The sequence below is a fragment of the Petrotoga sp. Shatin.DS.tank11.9.2.9.3 genome, assembly GCF_003665005.1.
GTDB classification, from domain to species: domain Bacteria; phylum Thermotogota; class Thermotogae; order Petrotogales; family Petrotogaceae; genus Petrotoga; species Petrotoga mobilis.
Window position 1 is genome coordinate 108044 of the sequence record NZ_JGVT01000005.1, and the last position, 26997, is coordinate 135040.

Consider the following 26997-nt stretch of genomic DNA (forward strand, 5'->3'; position numbering starts at 1 on the left):
GAAGTTATCTATTGATTAAATGAACCAATCTCTATCAGATTGCCATCTGGATCTGCAATATAACAAGTTCGTTGTCTCCCAAAGGGCGGTAGCTGGTTCACGAATTACATCAAATAAAATCATGTTTTTTGAGCTAAAGTTTTTCCTTGAGTTTGGCAATTACAAAAATTCGGACATCTTAAAGCCAGCATGCATGAATAAATGAAAACAGTGTTTTGAACTTTTTCTGCTTTTTAAAAATGTTGCTACGAAAAAAATAGTTATTTTACCCTTACAAATTCACTTTTTTACATTCAGTTTACTAAAAACAAGGTCCAACGGTCAAAGTTAAGATTAAGTTTGAGTATGGTGTTCATTACTTTGATTATATTCTTTTTTTATTTCATCTATTACCAATTCGGAATAGAAATATTTTGAGGATGATCTCTCGTTCTTAGGGTCAAGTTTTCGCTTATAACTTAAGGTTGGGTCTTCTTTTATTTTCTTCATAATATTATTAAAATCTGGATTTTGTTTAAAACCTGGAATTTCTTCCCGACACTTATCACGGACATTAGTAAACGTTAAAGGAAATTTATTAAAAATTTCGTCGTCAGATAAAGATACTTTCAGGGCGCTGGGATCGTTCACAGGCTGATATTTGGTCACTTTTACTAATTTCGCGTCTGCTTGATCTGGTGATGTTAATGCAATTAATACATCACTGTTAGTTATTTTTTTAACGTTCTCTATATAAACACTAAAAGGTAAAACAATTGAATCCTCAATATTTTGTTCTTTCAGATCTTCGATTACTTTTACGATGTTATCGATGAAATCCTTTCCTTCCTTAGAAGAAACGTTATCTATTGCTTTTTTAGATAAAAAATCTTCAGGTTTGAATGGTTGTTTAAATCCTAGAGGCATAATGAATAACCCTTGTTCAGCTATTATGTCTCTCGAAAAATGCTCCTTAACAAATTCAACGTAATTTAATGCACAACGCGCAATCAGTGAAAAAATTAGCATCTCGAGAGAGTCTTGATAGAAGTGCACAATTTTATTTCTATATTCTTCTATGATACATAGATTTTTCTTAACAGCAGTAAAACTATTTGCTTTTTTCTTGTTCAAATAATCATTTACATATTTAACGGCTTTATTAAAAGAGATTGTATGGTCATTATTTTCAAAAATATCTTTGCTTTTCACATATTTTCTGATAAAAGCTTTTAATATTAGTTCCCATGCATTTATGAGCAGCAAGGTAGTTGTTTCGTAACGATAAGTAATATTAGGCTTATTATGTATCTCAATAGCAGCAAAATAGGCAGCAATAGAATTTTGCAATAGATTTTTAATTGTATTACCCTTACCCATAATTTGTCTCCCCTCACATTCTGACTCTAATTTCGCTGTTAATTAGATTGGGAAGTAGGGTATCTCGGAGTTCAGATAAGGCAACGAATTTCAATGAATTCTTATATATATATATTTATACAGCAAATTGTTTTTCAAGGCCATCAATGATGCATCAAATTTTTAAAAGGTATAACAATTTCAATTGTTAAAAATTATGCTCTACTAAATAACAAAACTAAAAACTTTCGTAGCATCAAATATATTATATACCTCTTGCAATAATTTCATATTCTAGAATTTTGGAACCTTTATTTTAAACATTTTTTCCACAGCAACCACTCGAAGAGAAGAAATATTATAGCGTTTTAGTGTATTAATTTTTATAAGCTGTTTACAAAATTAGTGATATCCACCCTTTCCTTATCAAGAGCTTGGTCCGTTATATCGATTGCAGGTTGAAAAATACTTAAATTTCCTTCAAAATGGTTAAACTCGTTTATCAAAGTCTTCTTAGATGTGAGTCTAATTCGATTACGTATTTGCGCAATATCCTTTTCATCAGGGTAAGCCGCATTTATAATTTGACCTAACTGTTTGTTTTGATCAGTATCTATTTTAAATTTTTCGACAAGCTTCTTTTCGACTAAAAGCCGTAAAAACAGGTATGTAAACGAATGCCGTAAAGTTTTATCTAATAGAGGAAATTTAGAATTATCTAAAATGTTTACACCATCCACTGTTTTGCTTAAAATATCTGGAACCGATACTTCATAGGTATCTGGTATTACACCATCCTTATTTCCAAATAACTCAATGTAAGCTTTGGCAATATCTACTTTTACCTCCTTATAGCCATGCATCAACTGAGTTAAGTTTTCTGTCAATGTTTCCTTATTGATGATGTTTGCATATCCTCGCATAAATGGCACCATTGAAATGAGAAAAATATTCATATCTCGGATACAATAGAAAATTGATCCTCTGAATGTGGCAAGCAATTTTTCGAGGCTAATTAACATTTCTTGTTCTTTGCTATTAAGTGGAATAAAACCGTTTTCTTCCCCATCAGTATTATTCATCAAATACAGCTTGTAACATCTTTTGTATTGACTGTCAAGCAAGCGGAGCAAGTCTGTGTTATGAGTTAAAATAATTCGTTTTTTATGATGAAGCATTTTTACAATAGCATATACAACTTTATTCTTGTATATTGAATCAAAACTTGAAATAGGGTCATCAATAACAACAATAGGGCAAGCTGAATTTTTAGCTTTTAAAAACTCAAATGTTAATGACAAAAAATTTTGCTCACCTGTGCTTAATGGCAACTGGTCGCGCGTTTTACCCAAAAATTCATTGTTGGATAACGTAATGCGTAAATTTTTATTTTCGTCACGTTCCAGTGAAAGCTTTTTATTCATGCTATTACCAATTATTTCTTCAATATAAAGCATATCTTCTTCAGAAATTTCGGGTCTTTCATCTATCAATTCTTGATATTCTTTCATTTTTGCTGGCAAATCACTATTGTCAAAAACCGCTGATAATTCGTTAATAACCAAACGTTCAAATATTCCTTTAATGGTTTTAAAATCCGATATCAGGGAGTCTATGTTTCTTTTCGTACCATTGCTAATTGCATCCAGCAACATAACCTTGATGTTAAATGGGTCGGTAGCAGGTACTAAAGAAATAATTTTTTTAATGAGTGGTTGAATATCTTTATCGATAGCTTCAAAGACTTTTGCACGATTATCCGTTTTATCCGCCAGCAATGCCTGCCAGTCAATGCCAGTGGTATCACAAACTATACATTGATCCTTATGGAAACGATTAAGTATACCAATAGCTTCCGTATTCTCTTCGATTTCGTAAACATTAGGATTCGAGTTAAGTGTTTTTGATCCTAGTTGTTCAATTTGTTGGATTAGAGAATCTTTGCTTGCATAATCAGATTTTAAAAATGTCAGTTTTGCCTGTTGCTCATCACTTAAAGTAATGCTTTCAAATGGAAGAGAAGCAAATTTATTAATTATTACCTCAGTTGAAAATTTTGCACCTTTTGACTTACTATTAACTATATCCTTTACAATTTCAGCAATATCAGTATTAGTTATAAGTGAAAGCAAGGGATTACTTGCAGCAGAAATTCCGTGATTTGATTTTAATTTGTGTATGATTTCGCCTATAATTTTTTCACGGCCTTCGGCTAAGTACTTCTGCAGTTCAAGTTCCTTTTTTATGTTGTCACCAAGGAAGAAGTCTTTCGTTTCGCCAGCGATAATATTTCTGTTGTTCTGGTCATTAATGACATGAAATACTGTAGAACCTGAACTGTATGTAACTCCATCCATCTCAAACTTTAATTTAGTACCTTTTGCTCCAGCTAAAACTTTAACAAAACAGGTTTTTCCAGTGCCATTGGGCCCGTAAATTGCCACAATTTCTTCAGTAGAGGCAAAGTCTATTACGTTGTTCTTCATGAAAGGTCTAAAGTCTCTTGTAAAAATCTCCTCATTTTCGATTAAGTTGAATTTAATCATGGTAGTTTAGTACCCCCTTCAGTAAGCTTTATATCTGAGATTGGCCGCAATAGTTTATTGCATTATTATATCTCGACACATTTATCCTATTTTTAGCAACATCTTTCCCACATTGACAGGCCATTGCGTAAATGTACTTATGAACTACTCGTGCCATGATATACAAGTTAGTTCTCATAGCTTTCGCTATCTTTGCGCTATCTCAAACGAATTTATAATGTATATTCCGAAAGTTCTCAATCGTGCCTATTTTAAATTGCCTTTCTCTGGAAATATTTCAATACATGAAATGGCTGCAAGCGAGACGTTATGCCTAAAGGATGGTTATCGGACGGAGTAATAGTTTTTTTCAAGTTTTAAGCTTTGGATTAATAAAAAACACTCGTTTCCAGGTATCCTTAGGAGAAACTATATTGGGGAAGTCACCATCTACGAGCGAAGTAATTACTTGGATTTTAGAGTGTTCTTTATAACGCTTCCACAGCCCGTAGCCAAGATTGAGCTATAAGCGCATGTCCTGCAGGTGATGGATGTACGCCGTCTGGCAGCCAAAAGATAGGTTTCTTTTGTGCTGCTGCCTGAGCAAATATACCGTCTAGTGGTATAAATATAGCGTTGAATTCTCTAGCTAGCTTACGCGCGACGTGTATTTTGGGATCTAAGTCCTCCCTCCATTTAGCTTGCTCTTCTGTCACAGGCAAAACAAATGGCTCACATATTATCAGGTTAGCGTTTAGTTGCGTTTTCACTTCTTGCAAAATGTAACGATAATCTGACTCAAACTTTTCTACCGACGTTGGGTCATCGCTGTCATAACGTCGCCAGCAATCATTAATACCGATGAGTATGGATACCCAAGTGGGTTTTAAGGCTATACAGTCCCTCATCCAACATTCCTTTAAATCTTTTACCCTGTTACCGCTTACTCCTTTGTTTATAAAACTGATGTTTTTTGCAGGATGTGCAGCTGATAACCATGATGCCGTTATCATAGGATAACCCAAGCCAAGGTCAGCATCATTTTTATAATCTCGACCTGCGTCGGTTACGCTATCTCCTTGAAACAATACTATTGCGTTGTCTTCTATAAGCATGTCAAACTCCCCCTTTTTGAATTAATTTCAACTATATTATTATCATACTATCAGGCTAAGATTAGCACAAGCGGCAGCTTACTTGAAAAAGTATGTCTTTATTCGTTCTTGGGAATATTTCCATAACTATTTGCATTAAGTATTGAATGTTATATTCTATTCTTTACTTAAAATTTTATATGCAACATCAAAATTAGAAACTTTTCTCCATAAATTGCTATCGCCAATAATTGCAATTCTGTATTTCGCTCTTGTCACGGCAACGTTAAGTATATTTGGTTTTTTTCCTGCCCATTGTGCGGCTCCACTTCCACTCTTTTCATCGCAACCAAGAATGAATATAACTTCGTTCGCTTCTTTACCTTGAAATGTATGAACAGTCCCACAGGATATCTCAATCCAATTATCAATGTGACTTTTTTTATAATACCCTTGATAATTATTATAAATAGATTCTTTAAGTAACCTTTTCATATGTTGTATAACAGATTTAAAAGGACTAATGACATATAAACTCGGGAACACACTGTTTAATTCAAATGCATTAAGTACCATTTCGATTGCTTTATCTCCTTGCTCTGGCACAAAGTGATCTTTGATCCCTTTTTCTTTACCTTTAATATCTATCCATACAGACTCTTTAATTGATAGTAAAACATCTGGTTTTGGAACTGCTGATTGCTTGAACATTCTGTTGTTGTACGCTATTTCATTGGAAATTGAAAACATAGGATCTATACATCTTCTATGTATTACGAGTGGGCATCCAAGCCACATCTTTTTGCTGGAATACATTCGATATCCTCCGTATGGATTTATACTGTCAGCTAATATTTGAACAGAAAGCTCTTGTACTTTATACTGATCTGGAATTTCGAATTCTTCAGCAAATTGTTTTGAGAGTTCTTTGGGTACAGTTACTACAGGTTCTATCTGCAATGGATCTCCCACAATAATAGCTTTTTTTGAACGCCATAAAGCTCCTAGTGCTGAATGGGGAGTAGCTTGTCCTGCCTCATCAATTATCAAAGTCCCCAATTCACTCTTATCTATGTATTTTAAAAATGTTTCTACCGAAGCGAAGGTGGTTGACAAGACAGGTATAATTAAAAATAACGTGTTTAAAAGGTGTACATAGCTTGATATTTTATCCTTCTCTGAAAAACTTCCGTTCCACATATTTATAAGGCAACTGATATTTTGTTTCACAGCTTTTGAGTTTAAGATAAATGCTTTTTGCAGCATTAAACTATAGTAAAACAGCTCTTCCCGAAGGGTATCGTAGTTTTTATCAGTCCATGGACAGGCCATTTGTGAACTTTCATTATTTGGTATGTTTTCCCAGAATTTCTCATCGGCAAAGTTGTTACCAAATTGTTCTTTATATCTTTTCATTAAATCGCAACTATTCATATATGCTTTTTCTTTTTCTTTAAAATGTCTTTGTGCTTTGGAATAATCTGCTATGGTTTTATCCAATTGGATTTTCAAACGACTTAATTCCGAGGTAATATCTGTAAGTTTTATTTTCATTGCATCTAGCTCTTGTTTTGTTTGTTTAATCTGCGATATAATAAAATCTTTTCTAAAGAGGAAGGAAAACATCCGTTTAAAAAAAGAAAGCTTACTTTTAAGAAGTTTTTTATTTTCTATTAGCACGTCAAATTGATGCTTAATACTTTCTTGTTCTTTGATTTTTTGATTAAATAAATCTTTCTGTGCAGTTATTCTGTCTTTTGCTGTAGACAACATATTTTTTACATTATCATATTCATGGACAATTTGTTTATGTTTATTAGTTTTTTCAATTGCATTTTCTATCTCCTTTCGGTAGCTTAAAACTTCTTTATATTTATTTTTAAAGACCTGCTTAGCTTCTTTCCAGTCAGGCAATTCCTCTTTATATAGCTGTTGTAAATTAATATTTTTCTTATTAAACCAAAGAACTTGTGTTAGTTCCTTAATATTTGATTTTTTACCCAAACGTGCAGAAATCAACCCCCAGCATTTTTGACCATTATTCATAAGCGTTTTAGCAATATCAGAAAAATAGATCTCCTTGTTTTCATTAATATCAAACAATCCTGAATTACATTCTTTTACATCTTCGGCAAGGGGTAACTCTCTAGATATATTTTCGACCGCAGCGTTGTTGTTAGATGCCACGATAATGCCATACTTGTTTAGCTCAGATGTAAGCTTATAATAATACTTTAAATATTCATTCTCATTAGAAGCAAACCAACATTTTTTAAAAGCTTCATCGGGCTTTTGGTAATTACTCAGTAATATTGCCCTATCCACGACATATGAAGCAACTATTTCTTTCAGGAGAGTAGTTTTCCCTGTCCCTGGAGGGCCATTTACTGAAAAGATATTTTCAAGTTGTTCTTCATCTGATATTCCTATATTGATTGCTATTTGTTGCATCAGGCATGGACTATAAATCGAAGGCCATTTACCTAGAGGAAATTTTTCCGGTAATACCCATTTTTTCATTTGCGAAGCATCAACATCTATCTCTAGACGGCTCATTTTTGGGTTATTAAGCGATTCAATATAATTTGCAATTTTGTCCTCTTTTTGAATCTTGTGTCTGATCATATCAATATCCGAGACATAAAAACTTGATAAAATAGAGATATTAGTCTCATTATCATTTTCTTCATCGTTCTTTTTAGTAAACTTTTTATTTATAATGGCGCAAAAAACACTCGTGGGCAAATTAAGCAATATTTTTTTCATAATTTTAGTATAAATATCTTTCAAATCTTTGAATTCGAGTTTCTTTTCGACAGATATTAAGACCTCATTCATTTCATTGTTCAGCCGATCTATTTCAAAAATACTCAAATTTGTTCTCAAATTCTTTTCTGCAATTATTTTAGCAACTGCCCACACAAAAGGAGCAACTGAAAAAGAATTCTCTATATAGGTCCCGTCAGATGCTAATTTAAACGCACAGATGCATGACAGTGAACTATCTTTTTCTATAGAATCATCTTTTTCACCGATAGAATCTAACATGGCTTCAATCAAATCTTGAGATTTGATTTTGCCTAAATAAATATCATAAATGTATCTAGGATCATCCTTTATTATCCAAGGTAATTTCTTACTTGGTTTATTAATTTGAAGTGTCTCTTGTGATTTTAACGGCCAAAACGGTGAAAAAAATTCTAAATTATACCAGTAGTTCAAAATATCTTTTGTTTTATCCACTTCAATCATCCCCCATTTCCTAATTTATTTAAAGTGCAAGACTTCTATAGTTGTTGAAATAATTATCTAGTTCAATTCTATTTAAATGTCTGTTTTTCTCCCTTTGCCGTTTACTTTGATCCTAAAGTGATATGAGCGTGAGTCAAAGTATCTCCAAAAATATTTCGTACCTATTTTTTTAGTACTTTAGATCATACAAGCAAGTTAAATGTAATCTATCAAATCTAGTAATATTAAAGCTTATATCCTCGTCATCAATACTACTGACTCAACGTGATCAGTGTGAGGAAACATATCTACCAAATGAAAATCTGAGATTGTGTAGAGATCGGATAATTCTTTTAAATTGGGTATTAGGGTTTTAGGGTTACATGAAATATAGATAATTTTATTAAATTGCTGGGTTTTTATGAATTTTATAAGATTTGGGTGTAATCCAGCCCTTGGTGGGTCCAACACTATATAATCAGGTTTTTCGGTGCTGCTTTGTTGCTTAACAAAATCTTTTACATCTTTATTTATGAATTCTACGTTGTTGATATTATTTAATATGGCGTTTTGCTTAGCTGCCTCTACCGCTTCTTTTACAATTTCTATTCCGTAAACTTTTTTAGCCTTATTTGCAAGTAATAATGATATTGTGCCGGTTCCAGAATAAAAGTCATATACAACATCTGAATTTTCTGCATAAGATAATGCAGTTTGGTATAAGACCTCTGCTCCTTTTGTGTTTGTTTGAAAGAAAGAGAATGGACCAATTTTGAAAGTTAAATCAAAAATTTTTTCGTAAAAATAGTCTCTGCCGTATAATATTTCTATTTCATCTGCTTTGACAACGTTGGCTTTAGATTCAGTCTTACTTTGAATTATGGAGACGATATTTCCTTTTAAGTTGGTATTCAACATGTTTTCTTTCCATGCGTCTACTTTTTGATAGTAATTATTGTCTAAAGAAGTCACCAAGTTTAAAAGTATTTCCCCTGTTTTTAATCCTTTTCTGATTCCTAAATTTCTAAGAAAACCTGAGTGGTTTTTGTAATTTCTAAAAGGTAGGTTCTTTTTTAAGAAAAATTCTCTTGTTTGCCAAACGATACTGTTGAAATCATCATCCACTAACTTACAATCTTTTGTGTAATAGACATCGAACTTCTTACCTTTTCCTCTTAACCCCAAAACAAGAGGACCACCGTTGTATTCGTTACCAAAAGAGTATTCCATTTTGTTTCTGTATTCATATATATCTACAGAAGGCATGATACCGTGATAATTATTAGGCTTTATTTGATATTTATCAAACAGCGAGAGAACGCCGTTCTCTTTTATTTTTAGTTGTTCTTCGTAACTTATATTCAATTTTCTACATCCACCACATTTTCCAAAGGCTGAACATATCTGCATTTTATGACTCCCCTTCGATAATTAAAATAAAAAATACCCCCGAACAATTCAATTTTAACACTTTTCGGGGGTAAATGGTTATTTTCTTACTTTAACCTTATTTAAAGAAGAGGGCTAATAACTAATTATACTTTCTTCCATGCCAGCTATTGGGTCTAAATATTTTGTCAAATCATCTTCGGTTCCTGAAACCGCTTCAAAGTGATGGTATGAATCAACATCAGGATACCATAAATCGTTCCAGCCTTCTAAACCTGATAAATCTGGTATTTCATACTCATATGAATCTGCACTTCCCAACCAACCAGAAGATAATACTATCATCCAATTTATAGTCCAATCATCATTTACTAAAGAGGTATTATAAAATCTCAATTCATGATTGCTGATTTGGGGATCATACTGATTCCATGTGAATGTATTGTCTGAAAAGGCAGGTTTTTCCCAGGTACTAGAAGGAAGCGTGTCCAAAATTTCAATATCAGACGGATAGTTTGTAAATTTTGTAAATAATCTATAAACTGAGTTTTCAGAATCGTTGTGACTTAATTCTAAAGCATATAAGTCATCAGAAGTTGCAAGAGATTGAGGGATTTTTACCTGGGAATTATCTCCGAACCAAGTAAATATTGGGGTTGTTCCACCCACTAACAAACTACCCCATGCGTCTGCATCGTTTATGGTGGTTGTAGCAATGTATGTTGTGAAGTCTTCAAAGTCAGACCATGAAATGTCTTCGTCGTCGGTACCAGCTGCTATTGATCTATCTCTGTCAATATATATTTTTGAAAAATCTTCTCCTTGACTTCCTGCTAAAATTACCAAATCATAGGTGCCAGGAATTGCTTCTAATTGGAATATTAAATCATCCACCGTACTAAACCAGGGAAATCCATGACCAATACCGTAAAAGGTGCCTGCACTTTTCCCTATAAAATCACTTGCAAAATTCAAATTTAATGTAGCATCAAAAGTATCTGGCCAGTACTCAAAGGTTATTGGTACTTCTTTTCCTTCTGTGGTGTTGAGATTCATTATTTGAATGTCATAGTTAAATTCCTCATTCCAAGAATCATACCATTCGTTGACAGCATAGATGCTAAAATTTCCATCAGCTGATTCAGGGGTAAAAGTGTACACGCCGTTTGTTGAACTTAGTTTTGTCCAGGTTCCATCTTTCCCATCTTGATAAGCTAAAAACTCCACGCTTTCTCGATCAAGTCCAATAAATGTGTTTATAACTACTTGATTGGTTATGTCATCTCCGTTGATTGGTAAAGTTGCGCAACTTACAAAGAGCAAACCGATCGCTAAGATCATAAAGAACATGCTTAATTTCCTCATTTAAAATCCTCTCCTTTTATAAAAAGTTGTTTATTAGATTTTAGTAAAGAGATCTAAAAAAAATCTAAAACAACTTTTTTGGAGAAGATTAATAAATTTGGAATTCTTTGACGAAGTAATTTATTTCTTTTGAATTAAAAGCTGTTCCTAACTCTTTTTTGTACAACTCATTGATATATTTGTAATAATCCAAAGCCTTTTTTCTTTCACCTTTTTTCAGTAAAAGATTGATATACTCAATGTTCATTTCGTCAGCGAAAGGCTCGATCCGTAAATATTCGTCTAAGTAATTTTCTGCCATTACAATGTCTTTTTCTTTTTCTAATGAATACAAAATAGCTAGTATTGACAGATAAGATTTTTCAGCATCTTCTATCTTTGGGATTGCCCAATCGTCGTAAATATTGGAAGGTAAAAGACCATAAGAGTAAAGTTTCTTAGCCTTTAAATAATGTTCTTTTGCTTTTAAGTATTGTTTGTTTTTAAACAATTTATTTCCTTCTTCAAAATGGAGGATAAAATCTTCGTAATCCAAGTAATAAACTTTATTTACATTGAATTTGTAATTTTTATTTTTTTGAAGTATATATTCCTCAACCAAACTAAACTCTTGAAATCTCTTTCGTATGTCGTGAAGCGCTACGTATAAGCTTTGGCGACTTTTTTCAAAAGGTAAATTTGGCCAGAAATTTTCGATTATGACGTCTTGAATAATCCATTGATCATAATTCAAAGTTAAAAATTTAAAAAGTTCTAAGGCTTTTTGATTTCTCACCTTTTTCATAGTCAAAACCTTATCACCACATACTAATCTAAATTCGCCAAAGAGATAGATTTTAGGGTATAAAGCTTTTTTTGATTCAAGATAAGAGATTTCTGGTGAGGCTTCGAATCTCAATTTAAGTGAAGTATCTAAGGAAGGTGTTTTAGCTTCTAAATTAATTTCTATGAGATCTTCAATTGAGTTCGTTATTTCGGGATATTTTTGCAAGATAAACTGGTAATTGTTATCTGATAATAACTCATTAAATGTTTTTAAATCTTCATTATAAGAAGACAAGTTGAATGATTTACTTAAAAATAATTTTAAGAGTAACGCCTGAGTTAGTATTGATTTTGCTTTCCCTTCTGTGGCAATCTGAATAATTTTTCCAATGTATGACAGGGCTTTTTCGAATTGTTTTAAATGTATCAACAACCGAACTTTTTGTAGTTCAAAGTTCAATATCTGATATTCGTTGAAAATAGTTTTGCCAATCTTTATAGCCTTTTCAACTGTTGAAAAAGATTCTTTAAGTTCATCTTTTTTTAAAAGATACAGGGATTGGACAAAGTAATAATTTGCTTGTAGAAATTTTGATCTTGAATAATAATTCTCAGCTTCCATTAAACTTTTTTGAGCAGATTTTAATTCTTTTTTTTCTACTTCTAGTTTGGCTTGCAAGATTTTTAGAACGGGTAGGTAAGCGATGTTTTTAGTTTCCAAGTAGATGCTTTCAAAGGCTTCGAGATGTTCTTTAGCTTTCTCATATTTTTGGGTTTCAATATAAAAATCGGTAAGATTCGCATTTAAAAGTGCCTTTCCGTATAGATCTTTTGAATCCTCAAAGCTTTTTAAAGATTTAATAAAGAAATTTTCCGCACTTTCTAAATTTCCTTCGATTAGAAAAATATTGTAAGCAAGGTTGTTGAGAAGCCAGGGTTTCATTTCTGTAAAATTGAATCTTTCACATAATTCCATAGCCTTGTTTAAATACAGTTTCCCTTCATCTAATTTTGAAAGATAAGAATAACTGGTTCCCAATAAATTGTACAAGGAAGTTAAGCTCTGGTAATTTTCATTTGGTATACTTTTTAGCAATTCATTTCCCATTTCGATGACCTTTTCATATTTTTCCTGATGCCAGTAAATTCCTATTATTTGTGTATCTATATTCTCAAGAATACTTTTATTGGAAATTTTATGAATATTATCTTTTACAAGCCTATAATCTGAAAGAGCTTCATCAAACATGGAATATTTCTCTTCTATAACGCCGCGGTAATAGTACAATTCAATGTTGTTGCTGAAAAAAGAGGTGGGTATTAAATCTAACCATTTTTTGATGATTGAAAAATCTTTTATCAATAGCTCAGAATGGTTGAGAAAGAAGTCATAGACTTTTTCTAAATCTTTCATATTCAGTAAGCAATGAAATTGTCCATAGTAATCTTGCTCTTTTTGATATATGTTAAAAAGTGTCTGGTATATATGGATTTTTTCTCTCTCTCCAATGCCTTTGGAGGTTGTTCGACGGAATATTTCATTCATATAGTAGTAATGCGGATCTTTTTTTTCTATCATGTTTAAATCGTATAACTTTTCAAAAGACTCGTGAATTTTTTCATCGCTTTTGAGATTGAAATATGCTTTACAAATCTTTGGCTCTATTTCATTCATTAAGCTGAAAACTTTCAAATACTCTCTTAAATCTTCTGATAAGACTTCGGTGAGTAAGTTTATATACTCATCTATTTTTTTTGCTGAATCTATAAGCTCATCATATTTTTTTAGGTCTATTGTCTCTATGTATGTGGTTAAAATGTTAATAAAAGTGGGTATCCCATCGGTCAATTGGTATAGCTCTAACAAGTTGTCTTCTGACAAGTTAATTTTTTTTGTGCTGATATAATTTTTAAGTTCATCAAAAGAAAATTTTAGTTCTTCTTCTTGAATAGTGTAAACATTATTTGCCATAGCAAATTTTGTTAAAGGAATTGGAAACTCTTGGTTAGTAGTAAAAAGGAAATGGACGTTTTGGGGTATGAAGTTTAATAACAATTTGAGAAGATTTTCATTTTTTCCTTCAAACATAACATTTTCAAAGGAATCAACAAATATAAATATTTCTTCTTTACTATTTGAAAAGGCGTTTAACAGTTCAACAACCTTCTCTTCTTCCGTAAAAAAAGAAATATTATTTTTTAAATCATCATCAAATACTTTCAGATTTATAGTTTTGGATAAAGTATAGATTAGATGATTTAGGAAGGTGTCAAAATCAAAGTAATCCTGTGGGCAACTAATCCATACTTTCTATTCTTTCAATTTATCAAAATACATACTAAAAATAATGCTCTTACCGTATCCTGAAGGAGCTTTTATTAGAATGTAATTTTTACTTTTATTATCGATCAAAGAATTAAGTAACTTTTCTCTATATTGATGATGTGGTTTTATTAAGAGAGGCTTAAAAACCGGGTCTAATATTTTCATATTAATCAGCACCTTTGTATATTCAAAAAGGGGAAAATTATAATATATCTATTATTAAGGCGATATTATTTATCCCATTGATGGTGGTATTTCCAAAAATATAGATAGAATTTTGATTTTCGGGCTTTGATATACTGATTATTTCAAAATCATAATCGAGAGTGTAAGTGTTTAACTTTTCGAATTTTTCCTCTTCGAAATTTACCTCGTAGATGATTCCGGCTTTTTTCCCATTTTCAATACTGTAACCATATGCTAGATATTTTCCATCTATTATAGTAAAGCCTAAAAATTTATTCGATCCTTCTAACGGAAATTCAAAAGAATCTCCAAATCCATTTAATTCATCTACTTCTAAAATTCCGTAACTCATAGGTGTTGAAGTAGTTTCGAATAATACGTAGTATTTTCTACCGTCTTTGATAACCCCTACGGGGATGTTGTCGTTAGAATCACCGTAGACGTTAGACCATTTCATATTTCCATAGTAATCAATTTTTAAAACGTATATATCAAAACCACCTGCACCAAAGGACCTTGAGGCTCCAAAAACCATGAAACCTTGATCTTGAGAGTTTTTTATATCCAAAGCAATCTCTACATCGTTGCCACCAAAGTTATTAGTCCAGATTCTAGTTCCATCGTTTAAATACTTTGAAACGAATATATCTGATAATTTTTTGTTGATGAATAAATTTCCAGTGACTGCGTAACTATTTTCGTCAATGTTTGTAATACTTATACCGCTGTCTCTACCAATATCCCCGTAATCTATTTGGTAATTAACGCTGCCATCTTCAGTCAAAGAGACAATGTAAGCATTACCGTTTAAGCCGTAAGAAAGGGTATCGCCAACGTAGATTATATTCTTAGTGTTATCGGTAGAATCTTTAGTGAGTATGGCATCTCTAAAAAAGTCTGTATTTTGTGCATATAACGACCTTTCGTTTAAAATATTTCCATATGGATCCATTTTCCATGTTTTTGCATCCCAATTGTCATTTTTGCCTTCATAACCATATAGATAAAAGTTTTCTTCATCGTACAAACTTCCGTAGATATATTCATCAAAACTTTTAGAGAATATTTTAGTTAGTTCTGTTGCTTCAGCCGTTGATGGCGTAGGTTCAACAGTTATATCAACAGGAGTAGAAGGTGCCGTAATATCTTCTTCTTCTAATGGCTCTGGTATTGTGATTTGAGTAGGTTCGGGCGTTGTCTCCGTTGCCTGAGGTGTTGATGGAGTAGGTTCAACGGTTATATCAATAGGAGTAGAAGGGGTCGTAATAACTTCTTCTACTGGCTCAGGTACTGTGATTTGAGTAGGTTCGGCTGTTATCTCCGTAGCCTGAGGTGTTGATGGCGTAGGTTCAACAGTTATATCAACAGGAGTAGAAGGTGCCGTAATAACTTCTTCTATTGGCTCTGGTACCGTGATTTGTGTGGGTTCAGGCGTTATTTCCGTTGCCTGGGGCGTAATGGGGGTAGCTTGGACAGTTACTGTTGATGGAGGTGCCACTATTTCTTCGATTGGTTGAGGTAAAGACATTTTTTCTTTGATGTATCGAGTAAAATAGTATTGAGAATCGAAATCATCATAAAATATTAAAAATCGAGTTAAAAAGTCTTTTACCCCTACCATTAAACCTTTGTCATATACTAAGGGTTCATCGATTATTTGGAATTTATTTATTGTGGAATAGTTCCAAACTAAATTTCCTTCCAAATTGAAGGATTTAATACTTTCTCCTACTAATATGAATCTATCTTTGTTAACAGGGACAAAATAATTGAAATTTTCTTCATATGTGAAAGTTCTGATTAAATTTAATTCAGAATCATAAAAGTTAAGATTTTTTGAACCGGATAATAGAACTATTTTGTCGTAATATGTGTATATCTTTCTTTGATATCTTTGAGTTTCAATTTGAAAGTCGAGTTGTGACATTTTTTGCAGGTTGGTGTCTAAGAGTATAATGTTATTATTAGTCAGTATGGGGAATAAAGTCATATTTTGAATTTCAAGATAGTCGAAATCGAAAGTTTTATCGTTAAAATCATAACTTTCAACGGTCTCAAAATTACTATTCATTTTAACAAATTTATCCTCAGTTAAAAGATAGATATATCCATCTTTTACTAGGGCTTTTTGAATGTTGTTGAAATCGATTTGTTTTTGTATCTGGAAATCGTCGCTTATCGAAAAGATTTCATTTTCACTGTAAAAGATATTTTCTCCTGCTAAACCTTTAATCTTGACATTTAATTGTTCCCTTTTTTCTAGAGAATAGTCAAAGATATAAGTTTCACTTTGAGTAACTAGAAAAACAGCTTTACTTGTCAAGAATCCATTTTCAATATTTTGTTCAAAATCAACCGTTTTTACTATAACTTTATTGGCATTCATTAATTCAACTTTGTTTTTCGATATGCCCAGGAAGTTATCACCTAAAGGAAAAATTTTATCAAACTCTTCAAATATGATAATATATGCATCTCCAGCACGTAAACTTCTTGTAGTAAATTTAGCTGTTTTACTGGAGTACACGTTTCCATCCTGATCAACTCCTTCTACTTTCCAGTAATAAGTTGTTTCAGGCTTTAAGACGTCTCCCGTATAAAAGTTTGAAAAAATATTTTCCAATTTCAAATCTTTTTCGTCTATATTGGCATCTTCAGAGATATAGATCTTATATCTAAGCTCTTTTCCTTCTGCGTCTATGGTTTGCCATCTAAAAGAAGTTCTTATATCGACGTTTTGGGCATTCTCTTGTGGGGAGAGAATATTTATATTCAAAGCAAAAGTAATAGTGGAAAATAAAATCACTACAAATATTATTAAATAATTTTTCATGTAACACCTCTAAAAAATTTATTTTTGGTATGGAATTTACTGCAAAAAAGAGTTGGAAATCGAGTTAAGATTCTGTATGAATAAAGATAAAATTTTTGTGTTATGATCTTTGAATTTGACTGAAGTTATTTCTTCGGCTGTAGTTTGTATTCTAAACATGGACAAAAAAACTTTTAGAGCATCTTTAAAGTTATTTATTTTAAAATCTACTATCGAGTCGAAATCCATCAAATGTTCTTCGTAATTAGCAAATATTTGGGCAAAAGTAAAAGACATATCTTTGATTTCTTCCACATTTTCTTGAATAAAGGGCTCTAAGGGTAACGATTCTCCTAAGATTCGATCTTGGTAGAATCTTAAGAGTAATCTACCGAAAGCTAACCCATCACCGTCTTTCCAAAGAAACTGTGATATAGTTGTTGCTACCCTTTCCGATAGGCCGTAATTAAAGCCAGAAAGAAGTAGGCCGTTTGTGAGTAATTCAACACCATCTGGATATGACTTTGACTCTATTGAACTCTCTTTTAACCAGCTAATGAATGGGCGTTCTATTCCTTTAGCTACCAGATGCTCCGACAAAGTAAAAGGGTCGATGTTGCCAAATTCGTCTATACTTTCAAATATTGAGTCAGAGATATTTTTATCTGTAAAATCTTCAAGTTTGGAGATGTAAAAATCTAATCTATCTAATTTATCTATTAGTAGAGTAAAACTTGATACGGATTCTTCTAACAATATCTCTTTCACTTTTTCTACTCTACCTTGGGATAATTCGAACAATACTTTGAAATTAACAGCGGCTTCGTGAAAGTCAGAATTGAGATTCAAGATTTCAAAGTATATTTCCACTTGTTCTTCGTCTTCTATTATTACATAGAGTTTTAATAAAGTTAAAACAATAAGGTCTTTATTTTCTTCTGAAGCTAATTTTAAAGCTTTTTCCTCTGTTTCAATTGCTTGTAAATATCTTCCCATGTTTTTATATTCCAAAGCTAATTCGTGAAGTATATAGTCTGTTTCATTCAACGAAGCGGCTTTCTCTAAGGCTTTTATCGCCTCATTGTGGTTTCCTAATCTAGCCAATGAATGAGCATCGTTATAATAAATTTCATATCTATTGCTATCTATTTCTAAAGCTTTTTGGTGGACTTTGTGTGCATCTTTATAGCGTTGAAGCATATTCAGAGCAACACCCAATCTTTCATAGGCAGGAACAAAATTTTTATCAATTTCTATGCAATTTTGTAGGAGTGGTATAGCTTCTTCAAATCTGCCATTTTCCATGTATACATCTGCCATCTTCAGAAAACCTAACGTAAAGTCCTTTTCAAGTTCGACGGATTTAGAGTAGTATTCTATCGCCTCGTCGTAGATATTTCTTTCATACATAAGATTACCGAGTTCATAATAACCATATGCAAAATTTGGCTTTTCTTTTATTGATTGTTTTAAATGTAATTCTGCCAGTTCAAGATTTCCTAATTTTTTGTAGTATAATCCAGTATAAAAATGCAATCGATAATCGGGGTAAATTTTACCTGCCTTATCTAAAAATTCCTTCGCCTTTTCAAAATCTGTATCGTTGAGGGATTTTTTAAAAGCTTCATAATAATAATAAACCAAGTAAGATAAGTAATATTGATTGTTTTTATCTATATCAATTTGAGCTTCTAATCCTCTAATAATTATGTCCAAAGGTATTTTATTGGTTTTTCTTGCTTTTTGAAAATCTTCCACTAAAATAGGTAATTTTACAGGGAGATTATTCAACTTTGCATAATTGGGATCAATATTCAGGTAAACTATAGCATATTTTACTTCTTTCAAAAGAAACGCACCTCTTCATACTTTTTTAAACTAATTGAAAGCCTTATATTTGAAGGCAAAAAAAAGAGAACCACACACGGCACCTAAATAACTTGTAACCATGTCTAAATGGCTATATGTATGATAAATACTGAATTTTTGAAAATATTCTGTTAGTAAGGGAACTAAAAGAAAAAAAATCAAAAAAAGTATAAAATAAGATCTTTTACTTTTTTTGAAAAAAGCCATAAAGAAAAAATCGGCACCCAAAAAATACGAAACAAAATGAACTATTTTGTCTTCTCCTTTGAAACTACTATAATTAATTATGGGTTTGGAAACCGATAGATATATAATAAAAACTATGTATAAAAGGAATAAAGCTTTCCAAAACATATCTTTTATTTTGGTTATATCTTTATTTTTATCATTCATTTGATTACCTTTCTCTAATTTTATTTATAACTTATAAACCTGGGGATGCTGCCCCAGGTTTGACAAATTTTTTTTAACTCTATTTTTCATTCCATTCTAAATGTTTCGGTTCTATCATGATCTTCAATTATATGTTTATATCTAGCGTAGGCAGCTTTAGCCATTTTTTCTAAAATGCTTGGAAGATCACTATCAGTCCAATCTTCAACTAAAAAATTCATCAGTTCTTTTTTTAATTTAAAATAAGGCTCTTTATCTGGATCGAATTCTATATAACTTTCTATAAGTTTTCTATCTAAGTTATCTTCTCCATAAATGTTTTCTAGTAACTTACTTACACTTTCTGAAAAAAGACTGGGGATCTCTTGGAATTTTTTGGTAAGGTCTAATTTATTTTGATATAAAGGTTTTATTTCATTGTAGTACTTTATAAACGATTTCACTGGGGATCCCTCCTTTCTAGTGCTTTAATTAGTTAAAGAATATGTTGAACTGCTAAAAAATTTATCTTTAAAAAATTTAAATTCGTCATTTTCTATAGCTTCTCTCATTTTCTCTACCAGAGAAATGTTGAATCGCAGATTGTGAATGCTTAAAAGGATTTTCCCGAGTACCTCATCTTTTTTAAAAAGATGGTGTATGTAACCACGTGAATGATTTTTACATGTATAACAATCACATTTTTCATCAATAGGTTTTTGATCAAATTTAACCTCTGAGGATTTTAAGTTTAGTTTTCCTTTCCAGGTTAATGCTGTTCCGTGTCTTCCCATTCTTGTTGGTAAGACGCAATCGAACATATCCAAACCGTTTTCTACAGATAAAAACATCATGGTGGGAGAACCTATCCCCATTATGTATCTTGGTTTGTTTTCAGGTAATTTATTTCCAAAAGCTTTTAAAATCTTTTCAGAATCTTGGTATTTTTCTCCTACGGCTAATCCTCCTAAGGCATAACCATCGAAATCTAAAGAGGTTATCTGAGACAAACTGAGATTTCTTAAATCTTCAAAGAGGCCTCCTTGAACTATACCGAATAATGCCTGTCCGTTGCTATTATGATATCGTTTGGATCTTAAAGCCCAATTAAAAGTTTTTTGCACACTATCTTTTACAGCATCGTACCCAGACAAGGAGTTTATACATACATCTAAAACCATTGCAATATCTGATCCAATTACTTTTTGTATATCCAAAGATTTCTCGGGAGTTAACTCTATTTGAGAACCATCCAGTGGAGATTTGAAAATTACTTTTTCATCAGTTAATCTAGTGTTTGGTAAGGAAAATACCTGAAACCCTCCGCTATCTGTCAAAATCGGCTTCTCCCAGTTCATGAAGTTATGAAGACCTTGAAAATGCTCAAGAACCTCTAAGCCTGGTCTTAAGTAAAGATGAAAAGCATTAGCTAATATTATCTCAGTATTGATATCGTTTAATAACGAGTTAGTTAAAGTTTTTACGGTTGCATTCGTACCTACAGGCATAAAAACTGGTGTTTCAATAGTGCCATGTTTTGTGACGATTCGCCCACGCCTAGCCCCAGTGTATCTATCAATATGAATTAATTCAAATTTTATAGGTGAATCATCCATTAATTTTTTATTTCCTCCTTCAAATCCTTTAACAAGGAATCCGCTTCATTCTTGAACTCTATTGTATCATTTAAAAGGTTTTGTCTTACTTTTTCCTCTTTTATTTTTTCTAAATTTGCTTCAACAGAAATAATGGCGGAATTCAACGTTGCCCATGCTAAATAACAAGTGATTTTTGCTTCTGGTTTTAGTACGGGGTTGCCATATTTGTACAAGGTAAAGCAATTTTTTAGAATGTTATAAGATGATTTTGCCATGTTGAAAGAAAATATGGCGGCACCTGTTAAAGATTTGTCCTTATCTTTTCCTTCCATGACATTCTGGATCCTTTCTGAATATTTAGAAGACTCTTCAGCGTATTCCATAAGTTTTTCTTTGATGTCTATAAGATTTTCTAAAGCTACTTCTAGCGTATTTTCATAATCCTTGTCATTTTCATTGGAGATAGTGTAATTTGCAACCATGTAACCCAGTGCAGACGCTAAAGCCCCTACTAAAGCTGTGACAGTTTCTCCAGCCGAAGCTGGATCTGTGGATGAAATTTTATTTAAAATTTCCTCAAAAGTCATATTTTTATACATTCATCCACCTCCTATCTCAAAAAAATTGAAGTATCTGTACTTTTATTATACCATACTTTTAGGATTGTTAAGTGTGAAAGAAAATCAAAATGAGTTCAGCGAAGCGGAGGGTACTAACTAAATTAGTGAAAAAAGACTCTAGTTTCAATTAGTAGCAAAGAATTGATCGAAAGCATAAGAAGTGATTAAATTACCAAGAAATCTTTTGGATACCTATTTAATACTTCACAACCATTATCAGTCACCAAAACCAGATCTTCTATTCTTACTCCGCCGACACCAGGTAAATAGATTCCCGGTTCTATTGAAAAGATCATGCCAGGTGTTAGAATTTCTTCGCTATTTGAAGATATGTAAGGTTTTTCATGAATCTCTATCCCTACACCATGACCTGTTCGATGAGTAAAGTACTTTCCATATCCTTTGCTTTCTATATAATTACGCGAGGTAGCATCAATTTCAGACGCCTTAAGGCCAGGTTTTATTTTTTCAATAGCTTTTAAATTGGCTTCTAAAACTATATGATAAATATTTTTCAAGGTTTCAATAGGTTTGCCAAAAAAGACTGTTCTTGTCATATCTGAACAATAATAATTTTTTATGCAACCCATGTCTAGTAATACGACATCTCCATCTTTTAACTTTGCATTAGTAGGCATATGATGAGGATTAGCAGTATTCTGACCGTATCCTACTATAGGTTCAAAAGAAACTCCATCGGCTCCTTCTCTTTCGAAAATATTTTTGATGGCTTTGGCTAAGTATTTTTCTGGAAGCATCTCTGATACTAGGTCTATAACCTTTTCCATAGCTGAGTCATTTAATAAAGAAGAAGACCTCATTAACGCTATTTCATCAACATCTTTTACCATCCTTAATTCACTAATTATTGGAGAAAGCTGTTTTAAAGATAAATCTTTAATAATATCCATTAAACCTAAAAGAAAACGGGTTTCCCAACTTCCATCTATGCCTATAGGTTTATCTTTTTCAATAAGAGAAGATAAAATTTTAAGGGGATCTTCTGAATCAGAATATTTGATTAAATTTTCTTCTTCAACAGTATTTACCGGGAACAATTCGTTGACTAGCAATTTAACTTCGCCAGAAGTATTTACGAATAATACCAACAATCTTTCACCGGGTTCAAACCACTCATTCAGAAAATAGTAAAGAGAAGGTGGTGAGGATATTATTGCCTGATAAATATTATTTTTTGCCATCTTATTGAGAAGTTTTTCTATTCTATCTTTACGCAACCTTCAAAGCGCCTCCCATGAATAGTGTCTAATTTCATTCGATTTTATATTCATAATTGTATCATAAAAAAGTAGGAAGTAGATAATATCTTATCTACTTCCTACTAGCTGGGGTTTAGTATTATTCTTTAACTTCTTTAACCTTTAGCCACCAATCGTATCCTTCTTCGGCTGACGTTTTTCTCTTCATTGCTTCAGCATAAGTTGATGCTGGTGGAATTATTACCTTACTTCCAAGTATTGAGTTGTCAGGCCAATTGGCTGGGGTTACTACCTTGTTTTTGTCTGCCAATTGTAAAGCTCTTACAGCTCGGTATATTTCCTCGATGTATCTTCCAACCTCAGAAGGATAGTACATGATCAATCTAATGGTTCCTTCAGGATCTAAGATGAAAACTGCTCTAACAGTTGCGGAACCTTTTTCGGGGTCTACCATTCCCAATCTTGAGGCTACTCTTCCCATTGTATCAGCTATTATAGGGAAAGTAATTTCTACTCCAAGGTTATCTTTGATCCATTCCATCCATTTGATATGTGAATGAACGGCATCAACAGAAAGTCCTAAAAGTTCCGTGTTGATCTTTTTGAAATCTTCATGCTTTTTTGCAAATTCAACAAATTCTGTTGTACAAACAGGTGTAAAATCTCCTGGATGGCTGAAGAGCACCAACCATTTTCCTTTGTAGTCTTTTGGTAGTTCTTTTGCACCGTCCGTTGTTAATACTTTCATTTCAGGAAACTTTTCTCCAATTAAAGGAATCCTTCCTTCCATATTTACCTACCTCCTATTTGATGATTTTTTATTTATGAAATATCTATTTTTTAGGTTTGTCTAAAAAAATTATATACCTAAAAAATAGAAAAGTCAAGTAAAAAAATAAATAAAATTTTTAAATTTATATTTCTTTATTATTGCTACAAAGGTATAAAAGTCTTTGGAAAAAAATAATTTTGCTACAAACTTCTAATGTTATAATAATTGTGGACGATAATACATATGAAATTCAAATTGTTGAAAGGAGGGACTAAATTATGGATATCAACAATATCAATCCTGCTGATGGTAATAATTTAGATAAAATAAATCGAAAAAGGCTTGATAAGGATTTTATTAAGAGGCAGGTAAAATCTGAAAACCTAGAAAGTGCAAATAGGATTACAGGAGAATCAAAGAAGTATATAGAACTATCAAGTAAGATACCAGAAATTCGACAAGAACTGGTATCGAAATTGAAGGAATCTATTGAAAATGGCTCGTATAATATCAATGTAGACCAAATTGTAAACAAAATGTTTGAGTGAAGTAGGTGACCAACATTAGTAATGATTTAGAAGCGATAAAAAAAGTATTAAAGGAAGAGAACGTTAGTTTAATAGAGTTAAAAAAATCTTTTTATAACCTTAGGGAAAGCTTAGTAAAAAAAGCATCTATCGAAGAGATTAATTCAACCCTTTTGACGATTGAAAAATTAGCAAGTAACTTTAAAAAAATAGAAGGTTTAAGAGCACAGTTAATATCGAAAATATGTTTGGAAGAAAGAATACAGAACAAATTAGAATCGATTATTGATTATTTTTCAAAGAATGATTATGAAATTGCACTTCTCTTTTCAGAACTAGTTAAAAATTTAAAGGAGTTAGTGAGTGAAATCGATCTTTTAAGTAACATCATTTCATTTCAATCTAACTTGAACAATTTTATATATCAAATTTTGAATCCTGAATCGATTACGAACAGCAAAACTTACTCTCAAAAGGGTAGTAGATTGAACAAAGATTTAACTTCAAGAAGTTGGAGGGGTTAGCGTGTGTGCAATGACTTTGAACGGCCTATTGAACACGGGTTTACTAGGAGTTTATACCAATAAAATCGCTATGAGCGTTGTCGCCCATAATATTTCTAATTCTAATACCCAGGGTTTTTCTAGGCAGAGTCCTGTTATTGTGACTACCAACCCTATTAATTTAACAACGATAGGGAGTGGGGGAGCAGCTTTATCTTTTGGAACTGGTTCTACGGTAAGCGATATTCAACGAGTGAGAGACGAATTTTTAGATTTGCAATTTCGAGAAACTTCTTCTCGTTTGAATTATTGGGAAAATATATATTCTAATGTGCATTATATTGAACAATTGTTTGGTGAACCTGGAGAAACGGGTTTGAGAAATATGTATGATTCTTACTGGGCATCAATCGAGGAGTTGAAAACTGATCCATCAAATGAAGCCGCTAAAACTCAGGTTGTATCTCGAGCGGAAGAATTAGTTAACACCATGAAAGATCTTAACTATAGGTTAGAAGAATTAAAAAATGATATAAACAGTGAAATAAAGCTCAGAATAGACGAAATAAACGGTTATTTGAAAAGGATTGCCGATTTAAATCAAAAGATACTCACATCAAGTTCAATGAGTGGTTCCCCTAATGATTTGCTTGATGAGAGGGATAGATTGTTGGATAAACTTTCAGAACTTTCCAATATAAGAATAACAAGTCATTCAAATGGTCAAATTTCTTTGAGTATGGGGGATAAAGTAGTTTTAAATGGAAGTAGTTATCAAGAGATAAGATCCTTAACCATTGCAGAAACAAATGATGCATATTACGCCTATGTAGGTAGCAATTTGTTGACTTTTAACGATGGAAAAATGTCTGCACTTTTTGAATTGAGAGATGAAATCATCCCTTCTTATCAACAACAACTCGATGAGTTTGGTTTGTATTTAGTCGATACAACTAATCTTATTTATAAAGAAGGGTGGGATTCAACAGGAACTATAACAGGAGCCAACTTTTTTGCTGATATAAGTACCAAAAGAGGTTTTGAAAATTCAAGATTTTTCAGGATAGCAGGAAATTCGGACGTATTCCATCCAGACACAATTCAATATGTAACAAGTTATAGAAGTTTTTATGAAGATCCTACACTTGAGTCAGGTGATTTCAATCTTTACTCTGTAGATTCTGAAGCTTTGTCTTCTCCAGATGAATATGACGTTAATAATTTAAAAGAATATGATCCAACAAATAATGTTATTTATCTTAAGGATACTTCTGGCTTTCAAGACAAATTAATAGTTGATATAAAAGGAGATTTTCTCAGGGAATACGGTTTTCCTACTAAAGAAATTAAGGCATACAAAATAGAAGAGGATTATTCAATAGTTCCTCCAAAGCTTATCATCCCTGGCGAAATTAAGCTTGAAGTGCCGAATGAGACTGATCCTATATATTTTTCAAATGCTACGGATTTAGTATCAAAAATAAATAGCGATTCTGGAGGTTATTTGAAAGCTCTAGAAAGAGAAATAAGGAATGATCAGGGTGATCTTAAAAAGAAGTTTATATACATACTTCCCACGAAGAAAGTTCCAAATGCTGATTTGGATACCATCGTATTGAACGACATAGATGGTTCTCTTTCAGAAAATGACGCACAAAGAATAACATTAGACGCCTTAGATACCTCAAAACCTACTTTGAATAATTTATTAGGTTCAAATGAAAAAATAGAAATGAGTATAAATGGAATAAGAATCGAGATCAACCCTCTTAAAGACACTGCTTATGACTTGGTTGATAAAATCAATGCCACAAACACAGGGGTTACCGCTTCTGTAACTCCACATGGCTCATTTGTGTTGAGAGCTGGAAATCTAATAGATTTTGACTTAAAGAACGTTACTATAAAGGGTCCTGAAAAATTATTCAATGCTTTAGGATTTATCGAAGATGATTCTAACAATATCGTTACACTGATTTCTCCAGATATAAGCCCTGAACAAATAGATGAAAAGTTTTCTAAAGCGGATCTTTTACGAATTGATAAGGAATTAGGAATAGTCAATCAAATTTCTGTATCGTCTAACTTAAAAGAGAACCCTTCTTTACTTGCAACCGATTTGGGTTATTATAATATTAATTATTCTCCCACTGGTGCAGGAAACGTTAGTGTATGGGATGAAATATCCAAGATGTATGATAATTCCGTATTAGATAATGGAAGGGTTGGTTTTTCGAACTTTTTGGGAAATATTGTTACAGATATAGGAGTTAAGGGAGAAACCGCGGATAAGATGAGACTCAACAGTGAAATGTTGAATAGTGAAATCAGCCTTGAAAAAGAAAGGGTGATGGGTGTTTCTATCGACGAGGAGATGACTAATCTTGTGAAATATCAGCAGGCTTTTAATGCTTCTGCCAGGGTTATCACAGCGGTCAATCAAATGATGGAGACGGTTATTAACAACTTGGGTGTTGTATAATAG

At 32.2% G+C, this 26997-nt stretch carries 19 protein-coding genes and 1 pseudogene; 3 read left to right on the forward strand and 17 right to left on the reverse strand.

Annotation, left to right across the window (positions count from 1 at the left end; genetic code table 11):
- Positions 1-8: 8 nt before the first annotated feature.
- From BZ25_RS10665 to BZ25_RS05595, 17 genes and pseudogenes are all read right to left on the reverse strand, one after another.
- A pseudogene (locus BZ25_RS10665) lies at positions 9-86 on the reverse strand (glyoxalase); the annotation flags it as partial.
- Positions 87-333: 247 nt separating this feature from the next.
- Complete coding sequence (locus BZ25_RS05515; RefSeq protein ID WP_121514566.1) at positions 334-1359, reverse strand: DUF3644 domain-containing protein; 1026 nt, start codon at positions 1357-1359, stop codon at positions 334-336.
- 362 nt (positions 1360-1721) lie between these two features.
- Positions 1722-3884 carry an AAA family ATPase gene (locus BZ25_RS05520; RefSeq protein ID WP_121514565.1) on the reverse strand — a complete coding sequence of 721 codons (2163 nt, stop codon included), beginning with the start codon at positions 3882-3884 and terminating at the stop codon, positions 1722-1724.
- A gap of 467 nt (positions 3885-4351) precedes the next feature.
- Complete coding sequence (locus tag BZ25_RS05525; RefSeq protein WP_121514564.1) at positions 4352-4978, reverse strand: SGNH/GDSL hydrolase family protein; 627 nt, start codon at positions 4976-4978, stop codon at positions 4352-4354.
- A gap of 156 nt (positions 4979-5134) precedes the next feature.
- Positions 5135-8209: an ATP-binding protein gene (locus BZ25_RS05530; protein WP_121514563.1), complete on the reverse strand. Its 3075-nt coding sequence runs from the start codon at positions 8207-8209 to the stop codon at positions 5135-5137.
- A 231-nt stretch (positions 8210-8440) separates the two neighbouring features.
- Positions 8441-9598 (reverse strand): 23S rRNA (uracil(1939)-C(5))-methyltransferase RlmD, encoded by a 1158-nt coding sequence (rlmD, locus tag BZ25_RS05535; protein WP_121514562.1) that lies wholly within the window; start codon positions 9596-9598, stop codon positions 8441-8443.
- 114 nt (positions 9599-9712) lie between these two features.
- Positions 9713-10942: a hypothetical protein gene (locus BZ25_RS05540; RefSeq protein ID WP_121514561.1), complete on the reverse strand. Its 1230-nt coding sequence runs from the start codon at positions 10940-10942 to the stop codon at positions 9713-9715.
- Between the two features lie 88 nt (positions 10943-11030).
- A complete protein-coding gene (locus tag BZ25_RS05545) occupies positions 11031-13796 on the reverse strand; it encodes a hypothetical protein (protein WP_121567459.1) in 2766 nt (921 codons plus the stop codon).
- 222 nt (positions 13797-14018) lie between these two features.
- A complete protein-coding gene (locus tag BZ25_RS05555) occupies positions 14019-14198 on the reverse strand; it encodes a hypothetical protein (protein ID WP_121514558.1) in 180 nt (59 codons plus the stop codon).
- A gap of 37 nt (positions 14199-14235) precedes the next feature.
- Entirely contained in the window at positions 14236-17052 is a 2817-nt protein-coding gene (locus tag BZ25_RS05560; protein WP_121514557.1) for a hypothetical protein, read from the reverse strand.
- A 36-nt stretch (positions 17053-17088) separates the two neighbouring features.
- Entirely contained in the window at positions 17089-18879 is a 1791-nt protein-coding gene (locus BZ25_RS05565) for a tetratricopeptide repeat protein (RefSeq protein ID WP_121514556.1), read from the reverse strand.
- Positions 18880-18909: 30 nt separating this feature from the next.
- On the reverse strand, positions 18910-19293 hold the full coding sequence (locus BZ25_RS05570) for a hypothetical protein (protein ID WP_121514555.1): 384 nt from the start codon (positions 19291-19293) through the stop codon (positions 18910-18912).
- 86 nt (positions 19294-19379) lie between these two features.
- Positions 19380-19736, reverse strand: coding sequence for a hypothetical protein (locus tag BZ25_RS05575; RefSeq protein ID WP_012208249.1), 357 nt, complete (start codon positions 19734-19736; stop codon positions 19380-19382).
- Between the two features lie 24 nt (positions 19737-19760).
- Entirely contained in the window at positions 19761-20888 is a 1128-nt protein-coding gene (tgt, locus tag BZ25_RS05580) for a tRNA guanosine(34) transglycosylase Tgt (protein ID WP_121514554.1), read from the reverse strand.
- Positions 20888-21469 (reverse strand): cyclodeaminase/cyclohydrolase family protein, encoded by a 582-nt coding sequence (locus BZ25_RS05585; RefSeq protein ID WP_012208247.1) that lies wholly within the window; start codon positions 21467-21469, stop codon positions 20888-20890. Before BZ25_RS05585 ends, tgt begins: the two co-directional genes overlap by 1 nt.
- A 185-nt stretch (positions 21470-21654) precedes the next feature.
- Positions 21655-22728, reverse strand: coding sequence for a Xaa-Pro peptidase family protein (locus BZ25_RS05590; protein WP_012208246.1), 1074 nt, complete (start codon positions 22726-22728; stop codon positions 21655-21657).
- A gap of 121 nt (positions 22729-22849) precedes the next feature.
- Positions 22850-23500, reverse strand: a complete 651-nt coding sequence (locus tag BZ25_RS05595) for a peroxiredoxin (RefSeq protein WP_121514553.1) — start codon at positions 23498-23500, stop codon at positions 22850-22852.
- 260 nt (positions 23501-23760) lie between these two features.
- On the opposite strand from BZ25_RS05595, the gene BZ25_RS05600 reads away from it, so the two are divergent.
- Genes BZ25_RS05600 through flgK form a run of 3 tightly spaced genes read left to right on the forward strand, consistent with a single transcriptional unit; the run spans position 23761 to position 26994 of the window.
- Positions 23761-24030, forward strand: a complete 270-nt coding sequence (locus tag BZ25_RS05600) for a flagellar biosynthesis anti-sigma factor FlgM (RefSeq protein WP_012208244.1) — start codon at positions 23761-23763, stop codon at positions 24028-24030.
- A gap of 5 nt (positions 24031-24035) precedes the next feature.
- Positions 24036-24533 (forward strand): flagellar export chaperone FlgN, encoded by a 498-nt coding sequence (gene flgN, locus BZ25_RS05605; protein ID WP_103064564.1) that lies wholly within the window; start codon positions 24036-24038, stop codon positions 24531-24533.
- A 10-nt stretch (positions 24534-24543) separates the two neighbouring features.
- On the forward strand, positions 24544-26994 hold the full coding sequence (gene flgK, locus BZ25_RS05610; protein ID WP_233546298.1) for a flagellar hook-associated protein FlgK: 2451 nt from the start codon (positions 24544-24546) through the stop codon (positions 26992-26994).
- The last annotated feature ends 3 nt before the right edge of the window (positions 26995-26997 follow it).